The sequence below is a fragment of the Jatrophihabitans sp. genome, assembly GCF_051960575.1.
In the GTDB taxonomy this organism is placed as follows: Bacteria; Actinomycetota; Actinomycetes; order Mycobacteriales; family Jatrophihabitantaceae; genus JBQCEE01.
Genome location: NZ_JBQCEE010000422.1, coordinates 1 through 21227, shown reverse-complemented (window position 1 = coordinate 21227; position 21227 = coordinate 1). Strand labels below are relative to the sequence as shown.

Below are 21227 nucleotides of genomic sequence, written 5' to 3'. Positions count from 1 at the left end.
GCCGTTCGGCATCGTGCCGCTCGAGGCGATGGCCTGCCGCCGGCCGGCAGCACGTCGGCCAGCAACCGGCCCCAGTGCTGCGCGACCTCCATCGCCGGGCCGGACGCCGCGACGGCGTCCTGCAGCTTGCGGACATGCTCGATCATCCGGCGACCTCCTCAGGGGTGCGGGCGGCGATGGTGAGGCCGGCCCGGTGGTACGACGACTCGACGGCCGCGGCGACCTCGGCCCAGGTGTAGCGACGGGCCCGCTCGCGTCCGGCCCGGCCGAGCCGGTCGCGCATCGCGCTGTCGGCGAGCAGGGCGCGGACGGCGTTCACCGCCGCGGCGGGGTCGCGCGGGCGCACGTGGACGCCGGTGACGCCGTGCACCACCGTGTCGAGCAGGCCGCCCACCGCGCTCGCGACCACCGGCACGCCGCAGGCCATCGCCTCGAGCGGCACGATGCCGAACGGCTCGTACCAGGGCAGGCAGAGCACGGCGTCGGCAGAGCGGATCAGCGCCGGCAACCGGTCACGGCCGACGCTGCCGACGAGCTGCACGCGGTCGCCGGCGCCGACCTGGTCGGCCAGCACACGCAGCCGGCGCACCTCCTCGTCGGCGTCGAGCCGGTCGGCCGACGGCCCACCGGCGATCACCAGCTCGGCCTGCGGCAGCTTGGCGACGAGCCGGATCGCGTCGTCGACGCCCTTGCGGGGCACCAGCCGGCCGACGCAGAGCAGCCGGTGCCGTCCGCCGCGAGGCGCGACGTCGCCGTCGGGCGTGAACAGGTCGAGGTCGACGCCCGAGGGCACGACGTCGATCCGGGCCGGACGCGCACCGAGCCGCATCACCTCGGCGCGCTCGTCCGTGCACGACGCGAGCACGCGCGTGGCGTGACGGGCGAGGTCGCGCTCGCCGCCGATGCGGGAGGCCGGGCTGGTGTCGGCCGCACCCTGGTGGCGCCGCTTCACCGCGCCGAGGGCGTGGAACGTCTGCACCATCGGGACGCCGAGTTCGCGCGCCGCGGCGAGCGAGGCCAGGCCGCTCATCCAGAAGTGGGCGTGCAGCACCGCCGGCGGGTCGTAGCTCAACCGGTCGACGAGTTCCGCGCACATCTGCGGCACGTACTGCACCAGGTCGTCCTTCGGCAGCACGGTCGGCGGGCCGGCGTCGAGGTGCTCGACGACGACGCCGGGGGCGAGCGGCACCCGCTCGGGCAGCGCGGGATCGTCGCGGCGGGTGAAGACGGTGACGTCGTGCCCGCGGGCCGCCACGGCGGTGGCCAGTTCGGCGACGTGCACGTTCTGGCCGCCGGCGTCGACGCCGCCCAGCACGGCCAGCGGGCTGGCGTGCTCGGACACCATGGCGATCCTCATCGGGCCACCTCCTCGATGACGCGGTCCCAGTCGGCCAGGAATCGGTCGAGGCCGTAGTGCTGCAGCGCGTGCGCCCGCGCCGCCTGCCCGGCCGCGCGGGCCGCGTCCGGGTCGGCGACGAAGGTGCGCAGCGCAGCGGCGAGTTCGTCCGGGTCGGCCGAGACGACGCCGGCCTCCGGCGGCACAGCCCGCGGCACCTCGGTCGAGGCGACGGCGACGACGGGCATCGCGAGATGCATCGCCTCGATCAGCGACAGGCCGAGCGAGGTCCACCGCACCGGGTGCAGATATGCGCGCCGACGCGCCAGTTCGGTGTGCATGCGGTCCTGCGGCACGTCGCCGAGCTGGTTCGTGCCCGGGATCGGGCCGTCACCCATGCCGAACAGGTCGATGGGCGCGGCCTTGGCGAGTTCGCCGAGCAGGTCGGTGCCGACCATGCGGTCGCGGCGCACCGGCTCGTTGACGACGACCGCGGCGTGCGGCAGCTCGCCGGTGTACCGGTCGCCGGGGTCGACCACGCTGTGCTCGATCACGTGCGTGCGCAGGCCACCGTTGTCCCAGAACAGCCGGTTGAAGTGGGTGACGTGCACCAGCGGGATGCCGTCGACCGGGCAGTGGTCGGCCAGCGGGTGCCGGCTGGTCACCGGATGCGGCTCGGGCGCGTTGTGCTCGAGGTAGACGGTCGGGACGTCGAGGCCCGGGCGGCGTCCGGTCCACTCGCGCACCAGGTCGAGCTCGTGCGGCCGCTGCACGATCACCACGTCGACGGCCTCGTCGGCCAACTGCTCGGGTGTCACCTCAACGGCTGTTGCGGGCCAATCCCAGGTCTGCGCGCGCCCACGGCCGTCGGGCCCTCGGTCGGGCAGCACGGGCAGCAGGTAGTCGTGCCTGCCGTGCACGAGCGAGGTGGTGTAGCTGCCGTGCACGTGCCAGAGCAACACCCTCATGCCGGCACCTCCTCCCGGGTCAGCTGACGGGCGAGTCCCTCGGCCGCCTCGACGACCGCGGCGGGCTCGACCGAGGTGAGGCAGGGGTGGCCGGTGATGTGGCAGTCACGCACGCGCGTGGCCCGGCAGGCGGCGTCCTGGTCGCCGAGCACGACCGTCGGCACGCCGTGGGGCGCCCAGCGCGCGGCCGGGACGACCGGCGCGAACAGCGACACGATCGGGGCACCGACCGCCGCCGCGAGGTGGGCGGGGCCGGTGTTCGCGACGACGACGACCGAGGCCGCCCGGAGCACGGCGGCGAGCTCGGCGACCGACGTGCGTCCGGCGAGGTCGACCACCGGGCCGGTGGCGGCGCCCGCGACGCGGGCGCAGAGGTCGGCCTCGCCGGCGCTGCCGGTGACGACCACCGTGTGTCCACGCTGCCCGAGGCCGGCAATCACCTCGCGCCAGAGCGCCTCGGGGTACGCACGTGCCGGCGCGTCGGTGCCGGGGTGCACGACGACGAACGGCGCCCGCGGCGTGCCCTCGGGCGGCTGACCGGTGTCGTGCACCCGCAGCCGCTGGTCGTCGCCGAGCCTCGGCGCGAAGCCTGCGGCCTGCGCGAGGCTCAACATCCGTATAGGCTCGGGCGCGTCGGGCGCGTCGGGTGGATCGGGCAGGCGGGTGGTGAGCAGCGTGCCCGGGAAGTCGGTGCTGACACCGTGGATGCGCTCGACGCCGGCGAGACGCAGCATCAGCGCCGTCGGCAGCGACGACTGGTGGAACGACGTGAGGATGAGCGCCTCGTCGACCCGGGCGCGCCGCACGCCGCGCACGACGCGCATGATCTCGCCCACGAGCACACGCGGTGGCGGAGAGGTGATCCAGGGGCAGTCCCACACGAGCACGTTGTCGACGCCGGGCAGCAGCGCCGCAGTGCGCGCCGAACGCTGACTCACCATCATCGTGACGCGGTCGGCGTGCGCAGCGACCGCACGCACTGCGGGCCCGCAGATCAAGACGTCGCCCATGCTGTCCGGACGGACCACCAGGACGTGCCTCATCGCGCATCCCCCCCGAGCACGGCGGCGACGGCCGCGGCGAGATCCGGCGCGACATGCCGGGCGGCGGCGATCTCCTCGGGGCGCGTCGCCGGCGTCGGGACGAGCACCGCGGCCGCGACGCCCGCTGCCTCGCCGGCGGCGATGTCGCTGCCGATGTCACCGATGAGCACGCACTCGCTCGGGTCGACGCCGAGGGCGGCGGCAGCCGCCTTGATCAACCCGGGCTGCGGCTTGCGGCAGTCGCAGCCGTCCCACTCGCCGTGCGGGCAGTACTGCCAGGTGTCGAACGGGCCGAGCAGCTCGTCGACCCGCGTGTTCACGGCGTCGACCTGGTCGGTCGTGAGGCGACCACGGGCGATGCCCGACTGGTTGCTCACCACGCCGGTGCGCAGGCCGGACGCCCGCACGCGCGCGAGCACCTCGGCGGCGCCGGGCATCGGCAGGACCAGCGCCGGATCGCCGTTGTACGGCACGTCGTGCACGAGCGTGCCGTCACGGTCGAAGAGCACCGCCTTCACACCCGTCGAGGGCGTGGCCTGCCAGGCCGCCGCGTGCCGGTGCTGCCACAGCCCGCGCAGCCGGTGCGCCGCTGCCGCGGGCGGGATCGCGATGCTGGTGGCGGTCATCGCCGCGACCTCCCGAGGTGTGCGGGGCCCGGGCGCGATGCGGGCGCAGGCGAACTCGACCGTGCCGGCGAGCCAGCCGAGCGCACCGACGGCGGCGAGGCGGCGCTGCCGCAGTGCGGTGGCGCCGACGGCGAGCAGACCGCTGCCGACGATCGCGAGATGCCGCGCGCGCCGTCCCTTCGCCGCCTCGGCGCGCTGGTACCAGTCGCGTCCGTGCAGCCGGGTCATCAGGACGTCGTCGGCGTTGCCGCGCTGCTGGGACAGGCTCGCGTTCCACGGCGCCGGCCGGACCGGGTGCGTGGTGAGCCGCTCGCCGACGACGAGGCGGTGGCCGCGGCCGAGCACCCGCAGCGCCAGGTCGGCGTCCTCGCGGAAGGCGCGCGGGAAGCGTTCGTCGAAGCCGCCCACCTGCTCGAGCACCTCGCGGCGGTACGCGATGTCGGCGGTGATCCACTTCGCGGGCGCGAGACCAGCGGTGCCGCGCTCCCAGTCGGTCGGGCGACGGTCGGCGGGCAGCGGCACGGTGATGCGTCCCTGGCTGCCCGCGACGTCCGGCGGCAGCACGGCGAGGTCGCGGTCGAGGTCGTCGAGCCACGTCGGCGGCACGAGCACGTCGTCGTCGAGGAACGCGACCCACTCGCCGTGCGTGGTGCGCCAACCGGCGTTGCGGGCCGCCGCGGGGCCGCGGCCGCCGGAGCGGCGCACGCTCACCAGCGCGGTCACCCAGCCGTCCGGACGCGCCGCGAGCAACGGCGTGGACGCGTCGGGCCGGTCGTCGACCAGCACGATCTCGCGCGGCCGTGGCCCGGAGCAGCGCTCCAACGCGTCCAGCAATGCCGTCAGCGACGGGCGGCCGACGGTGGGGACGACGACCGACACGTCAGCCACTCGAGCGCCCCCAGAGCGCGTCGCGACGCACGACGAACGGGCCGATCGCCAGCAGGTCCACCGGGGTCGCGCCGAAGCACTCGAGCGCGTCCTTGATGTCGTCGACCATCGGGCGGCCGGCGGTGTTGAGGCTGGTGTTCACCACCACCGGCAGGCCGGTGCGACGCTCGAACGACTCGAGCATGCGCGCGACGGTCGGCTCGGTGGTGCGGTCGACGGTCTGGATGCGCGCGGTGCCGTCGACATGCACGACGGCCGGGATGCGATCGGCCCACTCGGGCGCGACGTCGTGCACGAACAGCATGTGCGGTGACGGGATCGGCCCACGCCGGAAGATGTCGGGCGCCCGTTCGAGCAGCACCATCGGCGCCACCGGGCGGAACTGCTCGCGGCCCTTGACGTCGTTGAGCCGCACGAGGTTCTCGGCGCGGCCGGGATGCGCGCGCAGCGACCGGTGGCCGAGTGCGCGCGGGCCATACTCGCTGCGCCCCTGGAACCACGCGATGACGCCGTCGTTCGCGAGCGCCTCGCCGACCGCGTCCGCCACATCGGCCGGGCGTTCGTAGGGCAGTCGCGCGGTCTGCAACGCGGCCTCGATCTCGTCGTCGCTGAAGCCGCGGCCGAGCGCGGCCGTCGGCATCGGGTACGTCGGGTCGCCACCGTCGACGGCGACGGAGAGAGCACCGCCGAGCGCGGTGCCGGCGTCGCCCGCGGCCGGCTGCACCCAGACGTTCGCGAAGCCGGCGCGCTCGGCGATGCGGCTGTTGGCGACGCAGTTCAGCGCGACACCGCCGGCGAGGGCGAGGTTCGGGCTGTCGGTGCGCTCGCGCAGCCACGACGCCAGCTCGACGAGCGTCTCCTCCAACACCAGTTGCAGGCTCGCGGCCATGTCGGCGTGGTCGTCGGTCCAGGCCTCGTCCGCGCCGCGGGGCTTGGCCATCGCCGCCCACTCGACGCCGGTCGTGACGAAGCCGCCGTCGCCGGTGACGTGCACGAGCTCGCGCAGCTGGTCGGCGAACCGCGGCTTCCCGTAGGAGGCGAGGGCCATGACCTTGAACTCGTCGCTGCTGCGCAGGAAGCCGAGGTGAGCCGTCGCGTCCTCGTAGAGCAGGCCGAGCGAGTGCGGAAGGCCCTGCGCGGCAAGGGTTTCGAGGTGTCCGTCGCGGTAGACGCCGGCGAGGTGGCTGTGCTGCTCACCCCGGCCGTCGAGCACGAGCACGGCGCAGTCACCGGCGAACGGCGCCGCCAAGGCGGCCGAGGCAGCATGCGCGACGTGGTGCGGCACGTACCGCAGCATCGCCGGGTCGAAGCCGGGCAGCGCCGTGTCGAGGAACCCCGCGACCTGCTCGGCGTAGGTGAGGCGCAGGTGGTCCCACGGGTCGAAGAGGCCGAGCTCGTCGGCGGGACGGTGCAACGCCGGGTCGTACGAATACGTGACGGCGTCGAGGTCCTCGGCGCGCAGGCCGCCGGCCTTGAGGCACCACGCGGCGGACAGCTCGGGCAGCTCCCACGCCGAGAACGGCACCGGCCGCTTGCCATGCTTGCGGCGGCTGAACCGCTCCTCCTCCGTGGCCGCGACCGGCACGCCGTCGACGACCAGCGCCGCCGCCGGATCATGGAAGATCGCGTTGATGCCGAGTACCCGCATGCACCTGCTCCTCAGACGACCGCGTCGTTCGCGGTGGCGCCCGCAGGGGTCGGCTTGTTGTGATCCGACGGGTACCGAGTGATCTTGGTTGCCGTTCGACTACCCGGTGTCCCTCACGGTGAAACGCACACCGGCCTTATCCGCTTCTCCGCCCGCGACAGCCATACACGAGGCGTAGGTCGGGATCGAATCCCTCGGCGTCCGAAGGTGGTCTGTCGGCAGTCACACGTGCAACCGACGGGGCCGGCGTCGCCCGTTGGGGTAGGCCAAGGTCATGAGCGATCGCATGACCGTCGTCGAGCGACGGATGGACGCCCCCATCGACCACGTCTTCGACGTGCTCACCGACGCGTGGCTGATCCCGGTGTGGGTCGTCGGGGCGACGCACATGCGTGACGTCGACGGCCACTGGCCCGCGCCGGGCGCGAAGATGTACCACCAGGTCGGCGCGTGGCCGTTCGGCATCAACGACTCGACGACGGTGGTCGAGTGCGTGCGCCCGACGCGGCTCGTGCTGCAGGCGGCGGCGTGGCCCGCCGGCGAGGCCCGGATCGCGTTCGACCTCAGCCCGCTCGGCGCCGCCACGACCGTGACGATGGCCGAGCGTCCCGACCGCGGCCCCGGCCGCTGGATCGACAACCCGCTCCAGCGCAAGCTGCTGCGCGCCCGCAACGTCGAGACCCTGCAGCGCCTCGCCTCGATCGTCGAGCACCGCGCGTCCTGACCTCCGCACCCGACGCAGCAGAAACCCCCTGCTCTGGCCCGTTCTCGGAGCCGAAAATGAGCCGGAGCAGGGGGTTTCGCGGCGGTCAGTCGCCGTAGATGGCGGTGAAGAGGCGGTCGATGAGGCGGCGCTTGAGGCGTCCGGTGAGGCGGGCGCGACGGATGGCCGCGATGGCCGCGTTGCCGCCGGGGCCACCGTGCACGCCGCCACCGGGGTGGGCCGACGCCGAAGCGAGGTAGAGGCCGTCGATCGGCGTCTCCGGCCGCCCCAGGCCCGGCACCGGCCGGAAGATCAGCTGCTGGTGGATGTTCGCGGTGCCGCCGTTCACCGCGCCGCCGACGAGGTTGCTGTCGGTGTCCTCGAGGTCGATCGGCCCCTGGACGCGGCGGGCGAGCACGAGGTCGGCGAACCCTGGGGCACGCTCCTCGACGACGGCCTCGACGCGGCGCACCTGCTCGTCGAGCTGCTCACGGGTCAGCCCTCCCGGCACGTGCGTGTAGGCCCACGCCGACTCGGTGCCCTCGGGCGAGCGGGTCGCGTCCGAGGTGGTCATCTGGCCGAAGAGCAGGAACGGGTGCTCGGGCAACTGCTTCTGCGCGAGCGCGCCCGCGTACCGCGTGAGGCCGTTCATGTCGACGCCGAGGTGCACCGTGCCGGCTCCGCGGGCGGCCTCGGCCGTCCACGGGATACGACCCGTGAGCGCCCAGTCGATCTTGAGGGTGGCGCTGTCCCACTCGAAGCGGCGCAGGTCGTCGAGCAGGCGCGGCGGCAGGTGCTCGGGCGCGATCATGTCGCCGAACAGCGCGGGCGCACCGACGTCGGCGAGCACGATGTTCGCCGCGATGCGGCTCCCGTCGCGCAGCCGCACCCCGGTCACCCGCCGGTCGGCGACGTCGACGCGATCGACCGGCGCGTTCGTCCGGATCTCGCCGCCGACCGCCCGCAGCCGGGTCGCCATCGCCTGCGTCAGCTCGCCGGCGCCGCCGACCGGCACCGGGAACCCGACGGTCTGGCCGAGCATCGCGAGCAGGTAGCCGTAGAGCGCACTGCCGGCCGACTCGGGCGGCAGGTCGGTGTGCAACGCGTTGCCGGCGAGCAGCAGTTGCGCGCCCTCACCCCGGAACAGCTCCTCGCCGGCCCGGCGCACCGGTTCGACGGCGAAGCGGACGAAGCGCAGCAGGTCGGCCGCGCCGAAGGCGCGCGCGAGCCTGAGCCCCGACCGCACCGGCGGGAACGGCGTGAACAGCGCGTCGATCAACGGCGTGCGCACCTGCTCGAACTCGGCCACGAGCTGCTGCCACGCCTGGCCGTCGCCGCGCGCGAACTCGTCGACCGACGCCGCCGTGGTGGCGACATCGCGCGACAGCACGGCACACCGGTCATCGGCCAATAGGTGGGCGAGCACGTGCGGCGCGTGCGTCCAGCGCAGGCCGTGCTGTTCGAGGTGCAGCGCATTGATCACCGGCGATGCCGCGCCGAGCGGATAGAACGCGCTGTACCAGTCGGTGACGTAGTCGGGGTGCAGCGACCGGTCGCTGTATCACGCGCCCCCGCTGCGCTCCAGCTCCACGAGCACGAGGACGTCCCACCCCCCGTCGGCGAGCAGGTTGGCGGCGACCAGACCGTTGTGGCCCGCCCCGATGACGACGGCGCTCTCACTCACGCCCCCAGCCTTCCCGGCGCACCGGGACGGCATGCGGGCGGGCTGGGCCTACAGCGCGCGGATGGTGGCGACGACCAGCAGGCCCTCGTCCGAGACGACCGGGTTGAGCGAGACGTCGGCGAGGAACTCGGTGCCGTCGGCGCGTCGGGCGGCGAGCGCGGCGTGGCTGCCGAAGGCGCGCGTGCGGGGCGCGTCGGCGTACTGGTCGCGCAGCGCGGCGTGCTTCGTGCGCGCCGTGTCGGGCACGAGCTGCTCGACCTCGAGGCCGATCATCTCGAGATCGGTGTAGCCGAACAGTCGTGCGGCCTGCTGGCTGCTGCGGACGATGAGGCCGAGCTCGTCGACGACGAGCATCGCGTCGGGCATGGCCGCGAGCACGCTGGCCGAGCGGGTGGCCTCGGCCTCGAGCCGGCGGCGCTGCTCGGCCTCGTCGGTGACGTCGCGGACGACGCCGGCGAAGGTCCAGTCCGCCAGCGTCGGCGGCAGGTGCACGGCACCGAACTCGAGCGTGGTGGTGCCGCCGACGGTGGCGGTCACGGCCAGCGCGCCGCCGGTGCGCGTCGAGCGGTCGAAGGCGGCGACCAGCGCGTCGTGCGCAGCGTTGTCGCAGCGGTCGACCAGCGCGGCGGGAGTGGAGGGCGGCGTCGTGCCGAGCCGCTTCCAGATCGCCCGGCCCGGTCCGTCCCACTGGATCTCGCCGGTCGCGACCTGCCAGATCCAGCCGCCGGCGGGCATCGCCATGTCGTCATGTCCTGCCATGGTCGGTCCATCGACCGGAGGCAGGCGAAGTGAAGGGACGTTCGGCCAACCTTTCGGCCGCCGTCGGGCGAGCCCGCGCGCGCCCGGCTCAGGCCTCGGCGCCGACGATGCGGCCGTGTTCACTGCGCACGGCGGTGGGCTCGATGCCCGTCTCGACCACGTAGCCGGCCAGCTCGCGCAGCTTGACGTGCCGGGTCTGCGACGCCCGCACGAGCATGCGGAAGGCGTCGTCCGGCGACACGCGGTGCCGCTCGACCAGGATGCCCATCGCCTGGCCGATGACGCCGCGGCTCTCGTACGCGTGGCGCAGGTCGGACTGCAGCCGACGGTTCGCCAGCGCGATGGACGCGTGCGCTGCGTAGACCTGCGCGAAGTCGCGCGACTCGTCGTCGAACGCCTTGGGTGTGCGCGAGTAGAGGTTCAGCGCGCCGATGACGTTCTGTGGCGCCGCGAGCCGGCACGCGAGCAGGCTGCCCATGCCGAGCTCGACGCTGCGCGCGACGAACTTCGGCCACCGGGTCTCGGTGGTGAAGTCGTCGATCACGATCAGGTCGCCGTCCCAGGCGGCCTCGACGCACGGCCCCTCGCCCGCGTCGTACTGCGCCTGGTCGCACGCGTCGACGACCGCGTCGGACGACGCCGGCGTCTCGATGGTGCGGTCGCGGTGCAGCCACGAGACCCCGGCGAAGTCGACGCCCGGCACCACCGTCACGGCCAGCGAGACGGTCTGCTCGAGGGTCGCGTCCAGGTCAGGGGCAGCCGCCAGTTCGTGTGCGATGCCGGCGAACATCGTGGCCAGCGACAGTGCGGACTCCTCCACAGTGGCGCTCCTTCCCATCGGGTCCGACGGAAGGCTACGACCGTGCGGTGACGTTTCGTCAGCTGCCCCTGCCGACCCGACCGAGATGTCCGGGTTGCCTACATGTTTGCGTGCTCACGCGCGAGGTCGGGGTCAGCTGCCCGGGTCGGTGTCGCGCGCGCCGTGGCGCGGGCCCTCGCTGCCGATGGCGTGCCCGACGGCCTTTTTGATCTTCTCGATCGGCCCCTCGTGCTCGGGCAGGCCGTTCGCCTCGTGGCCACCCGACCGCGGCTCCTCGTTCGGCCGGACCTCGTTCGTCGATTCGCTCATGCCCATCGGGTACCCGGCCGCCATGATCGCCTAACCTGTGCACGTCTCGTCCAAGAACCTGTGCAACTGGACGCTCATCATCGGCGACTCGAATCGGATCCTGATGCCCTCACCGGGCCCTGGGCCGGTGAGGGGCATCCCGGTCGCGCCCGTCCCACGCCCTGCCCCCGGACCGAGATGTCACGGACAAGCCATGCCCCGGCCACGGCATCAAGATCCGGCACGGGCGCCCGGGCCGCCCGAGACGGGGTCGGCTCAGGCGAGCAGGCGGCCGAGGGCGGAGCGGTCGAAGGCGTCGAGCAGCTCCTGCGGGCCGGGATACACCTCGACGGCACCGGCCTTGCGCAGCTCGACCTCGGAGATGCCGCCGCTCAGCACGCCGACGAACGGCAGGCCGGCCTTGCCGCACGTGATGCCGTCCCAGATCGCGTCGCCGACGTACACACCGTCGTCCGGACGCAGGCCGGCCTTGTCGAGCGCGGCCTGCAACAGGTCGGGGGCGGGCTTGCCGGCATCGGCGTCGGTCGAACTGGTGGCGACGTCGATCGCGTCGTCGCAGTCGAGCGCCGACAGCAGCGCCTGCAGTTCGTCCTCGGACGCGGAACTGGCCAGCACCACCGTCAGGCCGGCCGCCTTGGTGCGGCGCAGCAGCTCCTGGGCGCCGGGCAGGGGCGTGAGGCGTCCCCAGTAGGTCTTGTAGAGCGCGACGTGGGTGGCCTGCAGTTCCTCGTCGTCGCTGCGGTCACGGTCCTCGCCGAGCAGGTGGTCGAGCGTCTCGTCGCCACCGCGGCCGATGGTGCGGTGCACCTCCACGAAGGTCTGCGGCCTGCCGACCTGCCGGAAGGCCTCGGCCCAGCACACGGTGTGCAGGTAGGTCGTGTCGACCAGCGTCCCGTCGACGTCGAACAGCACACCCTTGCTCACAACCTGTACTCCTCCGCTTCCGGCCGCAGCCGCAGCCCGTGTCCCGGGGCGGCGTTCGGCGCGACCCGTCCGTCGGCCGCTGCAGGAACCCCTACCCACAGCATCGGTTCCAGACGCGCATGGTCGACGAACCACTCGATGTTCCGCAGGTTGCCGACGGCGGCGAGCGACGCGTGCAGCGCCGGCGAGCAGTGCGCGGACACGTCGAGCCCGTGCGCGCCGGCGACGGCCGCGGCCGCGCGGAAGCCGGTGTAGCCGCCGCAGCGGGTGCCGTCGAGCTGCAGGCAGTCGACGGCGCCGACCAGAGCGGCCGCGCCGTACGCGTCGGACACGTACTCCCCCGCCGCGACGTCGCAGCGCAGCGCCGACCGCAGCAGCGCCAGCCCCTTGACGTCGTCGCTCGACACCGGCTCCTCGAACCAGGTCACGCCCAGCTCGTCGAGCAGGTGCCCCATGCGCCGTGCGTGCCCGCGGGTGTAAGCGCCGTTCGCGTCGACCATGAGCGCGGCCCCGGGCGCCCGCCGGTGCACCTGGTTGATGCGCTCGAGGTCGCGGTCGTCGTCGCGTCCGATCTTGATCTTCATGGCGCGACAGCCGGCCGCCTTCCAGGCGTCGACCTGCTCGGTGAGCTGGGCCGGCGTCAGGTTCGTGAAGCCGCCCGAGCCGTAGATGTCGACCGGCCGGCCCGCGTCGCCGAGCAGTTCGTGCACCGGCGCACCGAGGCACCGCCCTGCGAGGTCCCATAACGCGATGTCGACGGCGCTGATCGCCTGCATGACCAGCCCGGCGATGCCGACGTTGCGGCACGCGCGTCGCATGTCCTCCCACAGCGCGGTGATCTCGCGGTGGTCGCGGCCGATCAGCACGTCGCACAGCAGGTCGGTGATCACCGTGACGGCCGCGGTGCCGCTGTACGTCCACCCCGCCCCGACCTCGCCACCGGCCTCGACGTGCACGATCACCGCGGTCGTCGCGTCCCAGTCGAAGGTGCCGTCCTCCTCGGGCGTCGCGGTCGGCACCTTGTACGCCGCGGCCGACACCCGCTCGATCCTCACGACGCCGCCCGGCTCATCGTGCGTGCTCGACGATGCGATCGGCCAGCCGCGCGGCCAGCGCCATGATCGTCAGCGCAGGGTTGGCCGACCCCTGTGTCGGCAGCACGCTGCCGTCGCTGACGTACAGGTTCTTCACCCCGAAGACGCGGTGCTCGCGGTCGACGACCCCCTTGTCCTCGGACGCCGCCATGCGCGCCCCGCCGACGAGGTGCGCGTTCCGCTTGATGGTGATCACCTCGGACGCACCTGCCGCGTGCAACAGGTCCTCCATCACCGACTGCGCCGCCTGCACGAGCTGCTTGTCGTTCTCGCCCTGGCTGTAGTCGAACCGGGCGACGGGCAGGCCGTGCCGGTCGTGCTCGTCGGCGAGGGTCACCCGGTTCTCGGCACGCGGCAGGAACTCGCACAGCGCGCCGAGCGTCGCCCAGTGCACGTAGCTGCGCATGCGCTCGCGCAGGTCGGGGCCCCAGTGCCCCTGCGCCGTGACGTGCTCGGCCCACGTGATCGGCAGCGGGCTGACGTTCTGGATCGACCAGCCACGCGCGTACGGCTTGCTCGGGTCGGTCTCGTAGAAGTGCTCGGTGCTCACCTCGGGCGGCGGTGCCTTGTACATGCGGATCTCGTCGTCGAAGCGCCCCGCCGTCTGCGGCGCGCCCTGCACCATCAGGTACCGGCCGAGCTGGTCGTGGTCGTTGCCCAGCCCGTGCGGATGGGCCGAGTTCGCCGACAGCATCAACAGGCGTGGAGTCTCGATCGAGTAGCCGGCGACGGCGACGGCCTTCGCCCGCTGGCGATGGGTGATGCCGTCGCGGATGTACTCGACGCCCGTGACCGTGTCGGTGTGCTCGTCGACCAGCACCCGGCTCACCATGCAGTCGGGGCGGATCTCGGCACCGTGCGCCAGCGCGTCCGGGATGTGGGTGATGAGCGGGCTGGCCTTCGCGTTCACCTTGCAGCCCTGCAGGCAGAAGCCCCGGTAGATGCAGTGGTTGCGCGCGCCGAAGCGGCCGTTGGGGATGGCGACCGGCCCGACCTTGGCCGGGATGCCGAGCGCGTCCGCCCCGCGCAGGAAGATCTCGCCGTTGCCGCTGACCGGGTGCGGGTGGTGCGGGTACCCGTGCGGGTCGCCCCACGGCCAGTGCTCGCCGGCCACGGGCAGCTCGTTCTCGATCAGCTCGTAGTACGGCCTCAGGTCGTCGTAGGAGATCGGCCAGTCGGCGCCGACCCCGTCGGCGCTGTAGGTGTGGAAGTCGGACGGGTGGAAGCGCGGTGCGTAGCCGGCGAAGTGCACCATCGACCCGCCGACACCGCGGCCCGAGTTGTTCGAGCCCATCGGCACCGGATCGCTGCCGCCGATGACCCGCGGCTCGGTCCAGTACAACCGGTGCGCGCCACGCTCGTCACTCACCCAGTCGCGGTCGGGGTCCCACCACGGGCCCGCATCGAGCACGACGATCTTCCATCCGCGCCGCGCCAGCCGCTGCGTGAGCACCGACCCGCCCGCACCCGCACCGACCACCACGAGGTCGACCTCGTCGGTGTGGTCGTAGCGGCGCATGTCGGTGCGCAGCCGGTGGTTCGTGCGGGTGCCGTCGGACGGCATCAGCCACGGCGATTCGTTGCGCTGCCGGATCGCCCTTTCGCTGAGACGTGGCATCAGGTGCTTCCCAGTGGTCGCGCTTGTTCACGCCGAGGTTCAGGTAGCCGCGGGGGTAGGCCGGGCCGGGGAAGCCGATCTCGTTCCAGGCCCACGGGTGCGAGTAGAAGGCGGTGCAGGCGTAGCGCGTCCAGAGCGACCACGTGTGCTCGGCCGACCAGTCGTGCCATCGCTCCCCCGCGTCGCCGAGGTCCTGTACCTGCTGCACGCACGCCCGCTGCCGCTCGACCGGCGACTCGGCGAACCCGATCTCGCAGTCCTCGTCCAACCAGTGCAGCGATCGGCGCCAGGCCTCGCCGTCCTCGGGCATGTCGGCGTAGTGCCAGCCGTCGGTCTCACCCCGGGCGAGGCGGGTGTCGACGAGTTCGAGCACCGGCACCTTCGGTTCGCAGTCCTGCGCCAGCAGCAGGTCGAGCAGGGTTCGGGCGGTGGCCACCTCGCGTCCGCGGAAGAACGCGAGGTCACCCGGCACCGAGAGCCGTTCGAGGACGACACCTGCCGTGGCCTGGTCCCAGACGTGCACCTGCGCCAGGACGTCGAAGCCCTCGAACCGCCCGCGGCCCTGCGGCGTGGTCATGACCCCTCGCGCCGCAGCACCGCGGCGAGCAGCCCCATGCCACCGACGAGGGACGCGAGCAGCGGCGCGAACACCGGCGGCCCCGCCTCGAGGTTGTAGCGGGTCACGCCGCCCGGGCGCTGCCTGATGCCGCGCCAGTGCAGGTACGTGCCCTGCAGCCCGTTCGCCACGATCGCCGCCGACACGAACGGCAGCACCGTGTGCGCCGCCCGCTGCGACACGACCGCCGCGACCCCGGCCGGCACGGCGGTGGGCACGACCGCGATCGGCCACCACATCATCTTGTTGCCGAAGCTCGCGCCGTCGTGGGCCATGAAGCTCTCGCCGGCGGTGATCGCCGCGCCGCCGGCGGTGAGCGCCGCCAGCGTGCGCTCGAACCGGCCGGTGCGGACGTCGTGCAGCAGGGTGTCGACGAGCGCCATCAGGACTCCTTCGTGCCGGGCAGGTACTGCTGCACCTTCTGCTTGATCCCCTGCTTGACGAAGCCGCTCGCGTCCTCGTCGCCGTGCAGCACCGCCGAGACGACGGCCTTGGCCTGCGCGAACTGCGCGTGCGGCGGGATGGGTGGCACGTCGGGGTCGCACCGCACGTCGAGCACGGTCGGGCGGTCGGCGGCGAGCGCGGCCTCCCACGCCGGCCCGATGTCCTCGGTGCGCTCGACGTTGATCGCGTGCAGCCCGATGCTGCGGGCGAAGGCCGCGTAGTCGATGTCCGGCAGGCTCTGCGACTCGGCGAACTTCGGCGACCCCTCCATCGCCCGCATCTCCCAGGTCACCTGGTTCAGGTCGTTGTTGTGCAGCACTGCCACGATCAGCCGCGGGTCGGCCCACTGCCGCCAGTAGTGCACGATCGTGATCAGTTCGGCGAGGCCGTTCATCTGCATCGCGCCGTCGCCCTCGAAGGCGATGGCCGGACGATCCGGGTGGGCCCACTTGGCGCCGATGGCGTAGGGCACCGCCGGCCCCATGGTCGCGAGGGTGCCCGACAGCGAGCCGCGCACCGAACCGCGGAACTCGAGATGCCGGGCGTACCAGTTGGCGGCACTGCCCGAGTCGGTGGCGACGATCGCGTCCTCGGGCAGGCGCACCGAGAGCTCGTGGAAGATCCGCATCGGGTTGATCGGGTCGGCGTCGGTGAGCGCGCGCCGCTGCTCGACCTCCTTCGCCCGCACGACGTTCGCCTCGATCTCGTCGCGCCACGACCGGTCGGCCTTGCGCTCGAGCAGCGGGATCAGCGCCCGCAGCGTCGCCTTGGCGTCACCGACGAGGTTCACCTCGTACGGGTAGCGCATGCCGATCCAGGCGCCCGAGCGGTCGATCTGCACCGCCCGCGCCTGGTCGAGCTTGGGCAGGAACTGCGTGTACGGGAAGTTCGAGCCGACGGTCAGCAGCGTGTCGCAGTCCATCATCATGTGGTAGCTCGCGGTCGTGCCGAGCAGGCCGATCGAGCCGGTCACCCACGGCAGGGTGTCGGGCAGCACGTCCTTGCCGAGCAGCGCCTTCGCGGCACCCGCGCCCAGGATGTCGGCGATCTCGGTGAGCTCGTCGACGCAGCCGCGCGCCCCCTGGCCGACCAAGATCGCGGGCCTGCCCCCGGCGTTGAGCACCTCGGCGGCCCGCCGCAGCCCCTCGTCCGAGGGCGTGATCACCGGCTGCTCGAGACCGAGGCTGGACGGGACCTGCTTGAAGGCGTGACCCGGCGGCTCGTAGGGCAGCTCGAGCACGTCGCTCGGGAAGATGAGGCAGGTCGGCGCGTGCTCGGTGATCGCGATGCGGATCGCGCGGTCGATGAGGTTCGGCAGCTGTTCCGGCACGTTGCACGTCTCGCAGTAGGCCGAGCAGACGTCGCTGAACAGCCGCTCGAGGTTCACCTCCTGCTGGTAGCTGCCGCCCATGGCGCTGCGCTCGGTCTGGCCGACGATCGCCACGACCGGCACGTGGTCGAGCTTCGCGTCGTAGAGACCGTTCAGCAGGTGGATCGCCCCGGGCCCGCTCGTCGCGGTGCAGACGGCGAAGGCGTCCTTCGTGTCCTTGAACTTCGCGTACCCGACCGCCTCGAAGGCGGCCATCTCCTCATGCCTCGCCTGCACGAACCGGGGCTGGTTGCCCGCGCGCCCCCACGCACCGAGCAGCCCGTTGATGCCGTCACCCGGGTAGCCGAAGACCTGCTCGACCCCCCACTCCCTCAGCCGCGCCAGCAGGACGTCCGCAACCGTGTCAGCCATATCCTTTCACTGCCCAACGCTTGCACTGTGCAAACCAGGACAGGCCTCCTCGGTTTCGCCTCCTCCGAAGAGGGGCACGACGACACCATGGAGATCGGATACTTCCTGTCCTGCGAGGAGTACGGGCCGCACGACCTCATCGAGCAGGCGAAGCTGGCCGAGCAGGCGGGCTTCGACGCGCTCTGGATCTCGGACCACTTCCACCCCTGGACGGACACCCAGGGCGAGAGCCCGCTGGTCTGGTCGATGATCGGCGCGGTGAGCCAGGTCTGCTCGCTGCCGATCTCGACGGCCGTCACCTGCCCGACGGTGCGGCAGCACCCGGCGATCGTGGCGCAGGCCGCCGCGACCAGCGCGGTGCTGACGAACGGACGCTTCCGGCTCGGCGTCGGCACCGGCGAGGCGCTCAACGAGCACATCACCGGGCAGCGCTGGCCCGACGCCGACGTGCGGCTCGAGATGCTCGAGGAGGCTGTCGACGTCATCCGCCGGCTCTGGACCGGTGAGTTCGTGCACCACGACGGCAAGCACTACACGGTCGAGAAAGCGCGGCTCTACACGCTGCCGGACGAGCCGCCGCCGATCTACGTCAGCGGGTTCGGCCCGAAGGCGATCGAGGTGGCCGGCCGGATCGGCGACGGGTTCATGAGCACCTCGCCGAGCGCCGACGACATCGCGGCCTTCCGCAAGGCGGGCGGTGAGGGCAAGGTGACAGAGGTGGGCTACAAGGTGACGTGGAGCGAGGACGACGACGCCGCCATCGACGCGGCGTACCGCACCTGGCCGAACAGCGAACTGCCGGGCGAGCTGTCGCAGGTGCTGCCGAGTCCCAAGCACTTCGAGCAGGCCAGTGAGCTCGTCACCCGCGACATGATCAAGGACTCGATCGCCTACGGCAACGACGTCGACCGGCACATCGAGGCCTTCACGCCGTTCGCCGAGGCCGGCTTCGACCGCATCTACATCTCCCAGATGGGCGGACGCGAGCAGGCGACGCACTACCGCGGCTTCTTCGACTTCTACGGCGGCACGGTGCTGCCGAAGCTGCGCGACGCAGCGGGGCGCTGATGCTCGGCCTGCCGGACGGCATCACGACCTGCCTGTTCGACCTCGACGGGGTGCTCACCGACACCGCGTCGGTGCACCGGCAGGCGTGGAAGCAGACCTTCGACCCCGAGCTGGCGAAGCGCGGTCAGCCGGAGTTCACCGAGGACGACTACAACGACTTCGTCGACGGCAAGCCCCGCGCCGACGGCGTGCGCGACTTCTTCGCGTCCCGGCACATCGAGCTGAGCGACGAGGAGGTGCAGGCGATCGGCGACCGCAAGAACGAGTTCGTGCTGCACCTGATCGACACGCAGGGTGTGCGCGTCTTCCCGGGCTCGGAGCGGTATGTCGTCGCCGCCGCGACGGCCGACGTGCACCGGGTGGTGGTCTCGTCCAGTGCGAACACCGCGGCCGTGCTCAAGGCGACCGGTCTCGACCGGTGGGTCGAGGACCGCATCGACGGCGTCGTCGCCAAGCAGCGCGGGCTCAAGGGCAAACCCGCGCCGGACACCTTCCTCGCCGGGGCGGAGCTGGTCGGCGTCCCGCCGCAGCAGGCCGTCGTCTTCGAGGACGCGACCGCCGGCGTCGCCGCAGGTCGCGCCGGTGGCTTCGGCTACGTCGTCGGCGTGAACCGCCTCGACGACGCACACGGTCAGGCGCTGAAGGAGCACGGGGCGGACATCGTCGTCACGGACCTCGCCCAGCTGTTGTGACCGGATCGTTCGTGAAGCGCGGCGCCCATCGGGACAGGATGGGTGGCATGACGACCGAACAACGGTTCCCAGTCGAGCCGTGGTGCCTGCGCGAGGTCGGGTTCGACCGCGCCGACCTCGCCCAGACCGAGTCGCTGTTCGCGCTCTCGAACGGCCACATCGGCATCCGCGGCAACCTGGACGAGGGCGACCCGAACGGGCTGCCCGGCACCTACCTCAACTCGTTCTACGAGTCGCGGCCGCTGCCCTACGCCGAGGCCGGCTACGGCTACCCCGAGTCGGGGCAGAGCGTCGTCAACGTCACCGACGGCAAGCTCATCCGGCTGCTCGTCGAGGACGAGCCGTTCGACCTGCGCTACGGCGAGGTGCTCTCGCACGAGCGCGTGCTCGACCTGCGCCGCGGCGTGCTACGACGCACGGTCGAGTGGTGCTCGCCGTCGGGCATCCGCGTGCGCGTGAAGTCGACCCGGCTGGTGTCCCTCACCCGCCGCTCGATCGTCGCGATCAACTACAGCGTCGAGCCGCTCGACCGCCGCATCGGCATCGTCGTGCAGTCCGAACTCGTGGCCAACGAGGACGTGCCCAGGAGCACCGACGACCCGCGCGTCGCCGCGGCCCTCGACCGGCCGCTCGTCGCCGTCGAGCACGGGGCGGCCGAGCGCCGCGCGATGCTCGTGCACCGCACTGCGGCCAGCAAGCTCAACCTCGCCGTTGCGATGGACAACTACGTCACCACGAACGACGACCCGACCGTGCAGAACTACGCCACCAACGACCGTGCCCGTTTCACCGTCGCCACCGAGGTCGAGCCCGGTGAGCCGTTCGGGCTGACCAAGTTCGTCGCCTACGGCTGGTCGAGCGAGCGGTCGGTGCCGAACCTGCGCGACCAGGTCGACGCCGCCCTGACCGCGGCCGGACGCGTGGGCTGGGACGGCGTCGAGCAGGAGCAGGCCGACGCGTGGGCCGAGTTCTGGGACGGCGCCGACGTCGACATCACTGGGGCCGACGACATCCAGCAGGCCGTGCGGTTCGGGCTGTTCCACTCGCTGCAGGCCGCCGTGCGCGCCGAGCGGCGCGCGGTGCCGGCCCAGGGCCACACCGGCACCGGCTACGACGGGCACGCGTTCTGGGACACCGAGGCGTTCGTGCTTCCGGTGCTCACCGCGACGGCGCCGAGCGCGGCGGCCGACGCCCTGCGCTGGCGGCACTCGACCCTCGACCTGGCGATCGAGCGGGCGGCCACGCTCGGCTTCGACGGCGCGGCCTTCCCGTGGCGCACCATCCGGGGCCAGGAGTGCTCCGGCTACTGGCCGGCCGGCACCGCCGCGCTGCACGTCAACGCCGACATCGCCGTCGCCGCGATGCGCTACGTGCGCTGGACCGGCGACGACGACTTCGAGCGCGACCACGCGCTGCCGCTGCTCGTGCAGACCGCGCGCTTGTGGGCGTCGGTCGGCTCGACGGGCGAGGACGGCCGCTTCCACATCGACGGTGTCACCGGGCCGGACGAGTACAGCGCCATCGTCGACGACAACGCCTTCACGAACCTGATGGCCGCGGCCAACCTCGGTGGTGCGGCCGCCGCTGCCCGGCGCTGGCCACAGCAGGCGGAGGCACTCGACGTCGCGGCGGCCGAGATCGAGGCGTGGCAGCAGGCAGCCGACACCGTCGCGGTGCCCTTCGACCACTCCCTCGACGTGCATCAGCAGGACGAGGGCTTCACCCACCACGCGGTGTGGGACTTCGAGCGCAGCGCGCGCACCGACGGCTACCCGCTGCTGCTGAACGCGCCCTACTTCGAGATCTACCGCAAGCAGGTCGTCAAGCAGGCCGACCTGATGCTGGCGATGCACTGGGCCTCCGACCGGTTCACGCCCGAGGAGAAGGCGAAGGCCTTCGCCTACTACGACCCGCTGACGGTGCGCGACTCGTCGCTGTCGGCGTGCACGCAGGCCGTCATCGCCGCGGAGGTGGGCCAGCACGACCTGGCCGCCGACTACCTCGCCGAGGCGGCCCTGATGGACCTGCACGACCTCGAGCACAACACCCGCGACGGCCTGCACATCGCGTCGTTGGCGGGGACGTGGATCGCGGTCGTGGCCGGCTTCGGCGGCCTGCGCGACGTCGGCGGTGTGCTGTCGTTCCGGCCGCAACTCGCCCCTGGGTGGGAGCTGCTGGAGTTCCACGTGCGCTGGCGCGACACGCGCGTGCGGGTGACGATCCGCGAGGGCACCGCCACCTACGAG

Annotated in this window: 17 protein-coding genes and 2 pseudogenes; 4 read left to right on the top strand and 15 right to left on the bottom strand. The window is 72.6% G+C overall.

Annotation, left to right across the window (positions count from 1 at the left end):
- Positions 1-142: 142 nt before the first annotated feature.
- From ACTHMS_RS23765 to ACTHMS_RS23745, 5 genes are read right to left on the bottom strand one after another with little or no spacing between them, the layout of a single operon-like run.
- Positions 143-1357, bottom strand: coding sequence for a glycosyltransferase (locus tag ACTHMS_RS23765; protein WP_440309130.1), 1215 nt, complete (start codon positions 1355-1357; stop codon positions 143-145).
- A complete protein-coding gene (locus tag ACTHMS_RS23760; protein ID WP_440309129.1) occupies positions 1354-2304 on the bottom strand; it encodes a glycosyltransferase in 951 nt (316 codons plus the stop codon). The genes ACTHMS_RS23765 and ACTHMS_RS23760 overlap by 4 nt, the downstream gene beginning before the upstream one ends.
- Complete coding sequence (locus ACTHMS_RS23755; protein WP_440309128.1) at positions 2301-3347, bottom strand: glycosyltransferase family 9 protein; 1047 nt, start codon at positions 3345-3347, stop codon at positions 2301-2303. The genes ACTHMS_RS23760 and ACTHMS_RS23755 overlap by 4 nt, the downstream gene beginning before the upstream one ends.
- Complete coding sequence (locus tag ACTHMS_RS23750) at positions 3344-4861, bottom strand: HAD-IIIA family hydrolase (protein ID WP_440309127.1); 1518 nt, start codon at positions 4859-4861, stop codon at positions 3344-3346. Before ACTHMS_RS23750 ends, ACTHMS_RS23755 begins: the two co-directional genes overlap by 4 nt.
- Complete coding sequence (locus ACTHMS_RS23745; protein WP_440309126.1) at positions 4854-6509, bottom strand: carbamoyltransferase family protein; 1656 nt, start codon at positions 6507-6509, stop codon at positions 4854-4856. The genes ACTHMS_RS23750 and ACTHMS_RS23745 overlap by 8 nt, the downstream gene beginning before the upstream one ends.
- A 274-nt stretch (positions 6510-6783) precedes the next feature.
- Here ACTHMS_RS23745 and ACTHMS_RS23740 point away from each other — a divergent pair, with 274 nt between their 5' ends.
- On the top strand, positions 6784-7233 hold the full coding sequence (locus tag ACTHMS_RS23740) for an SRPBCC family protein (RefSeq protein WP_440309125.1): 450 nt from the start codon (positions 6784-6786) through the stop codon (positions 7231-7233).
- An 85-nt stretch (positions 7234-7318) separates the two neighbouring features.
- Here the strand turns inward: ACTHMS_RS23740 and ACTHMS_RS23735 are convergent.
- The 10 genes and pseudogenes from ACTHMS_RS23735 to ACTHMS_RS23690 form a co-directional block, all read right to left on the bottom strand.
- Positions 7319-8929, bottom strand: a pseudogene (locus ACTHMS_RS23735) (phytoene desaturase family protein).
- A 15-nt stretch (positions 8930-8944) separates the two neighbouring features.
- Complete coding sequence (locus ACTHMS_RS23730) at positions 8945-9655, bottom strand: PAS domain S-box protein (protein ID WP_440309124.1); 711 nt, start codon at positions 9653-9655, stop codon at positions 8945-8947.
- An 88-nt stretch (positions 9656-9743) separates the two neighbouring features.
- A complete protein-coding gene (locus ACTHMS_RS23725; RefSeq protein WP_440309123.1) occupies positions 9744-10475 on the bottom strand; it encodes an ANTAR domain-containing protein in 732 nt (243 codons plus the stop codon).
- Positions 10476-10607: 132 nt separating this feature from the next.
- Entirely contained in the window at positions 10608-10784 is a 177-nt protein-coding gene (locus tag ACTHMS_RS23720; protein ID WP_440309122.1) for a hypothetical protein, read from the bottom strand.
- A gap of 255 nt (positions 10785-11039) precedes the next feature.
- Positions 11040-11708, bottom strand: a complete 669-nt coding sequence (locus ACTHMS_RS23715; RefSeq protein ID WP_440309121.1) for an HAD family hydrolase — start codon at positions 11706-11708, stop codon at positions 11040-11042.
- Positions 11705-12763 carry an enolase C-terminal domain-like protein gene (locus ACTHMS_RS23710; RefSeq protein WP_440309120.1) on the bottom strand — a complete coding sequence of 353 codons (1059 nt, stop codon included), beginning with the start codon at positions 12761-12763 and terminating at the stop codon, positions 11705-11707. The genes ACTHMS_RS23715 and ACTHMS_RS23710 overlap by 4 nt, the downstream gene beginning before the upstream one ends.
- Positions 12764-12776: 13 nt before the next feature.
- Positions 12777-14366, bottom strand: coding sequence for a GMC family oxidoreductase (locus ACTHMS_RS23705; protein WP_440309119.1), 1590 nt, complete (start codon positions 14364-14366; stop codon positions 12777-12779).
- A 178-nt stretch (positions 14367-14544) separates the two neighbouring features.
- Positions 14545-14997 (bottom strand): annotated as a pseudogene (locus ACTHMS_RS23700) (gluconate 2-dehydrogenase subunit 3 family protein); the annotation flags it as partial.
- A complete protein-coding gene (locus ACTHMS_RS23695) occupies positions 14994-15419 on the bottom strand; it encodes a hypothetical protein (protein WP_440309118.1) in 426 nt (141 codons plus the stop codon). The gene ACTHMS_RS23695 and the pseudogene ACTHMS_RS23700, both read right to left, overlap by 4 nt.
- A complete protein-coding gene (locus tag ACTHMS_RS23690) occupies positions 15419-17221 on the bottom strand; it encodes a thiamine pyrophosphate-requiring protein (protein WP_440309117.1) in 1803 nt (600 codons plus the stop codon). Before ACTHMS_RS23690 ends, ACTHMS_RS23695 begins: the two co-directional genes overlap by 1 nt.
- Before the next feature lie 87 nt (positions 17222-17308).
- On the opposite strand from ACTHMS_RS23690, the gene ACTHMS_RS23685 reads away from it, so the two are divergent.
- The 3 genes from ACTHMS_RS23685 to ACTHMS_RS23675 all read left to right on the top strand — a co-directional run.
- Positions 17309-18289, top strand: coding sequence for a TIGR03557 family F420-dependent LLM class oxidoreductase (locus ACTHMS_RS23685; protein WP_440309116.1), 981 nt, complete (start codon positions 17309-17311; stop codon positions 18287-18289).
- Complete coding sequence (locus ACTHMS_RS23680; RefSeq protein ID WP_440309115.1) at positions 18289-18981, top strand: beta-phosphoglucomutase family hydrolase; 693 nt, start codon at positions 18289-18291, stop codon at positions 18979-18981. Before ACTHMS_RS23685 ends, ACTHMS_RS23680 begins: the two co-directional genes overlap by 1 nt.
- Positions 18982-19028: 47 nt before the next feature.
- The coding region (locus ACTHMS_RS23675) for a glycoside hydrolase family 65 protein (RefSeq protein ID WP_440309114.1) at positions 19029-21227 on the top strand (2199 nt) is incomplete at its 3' end.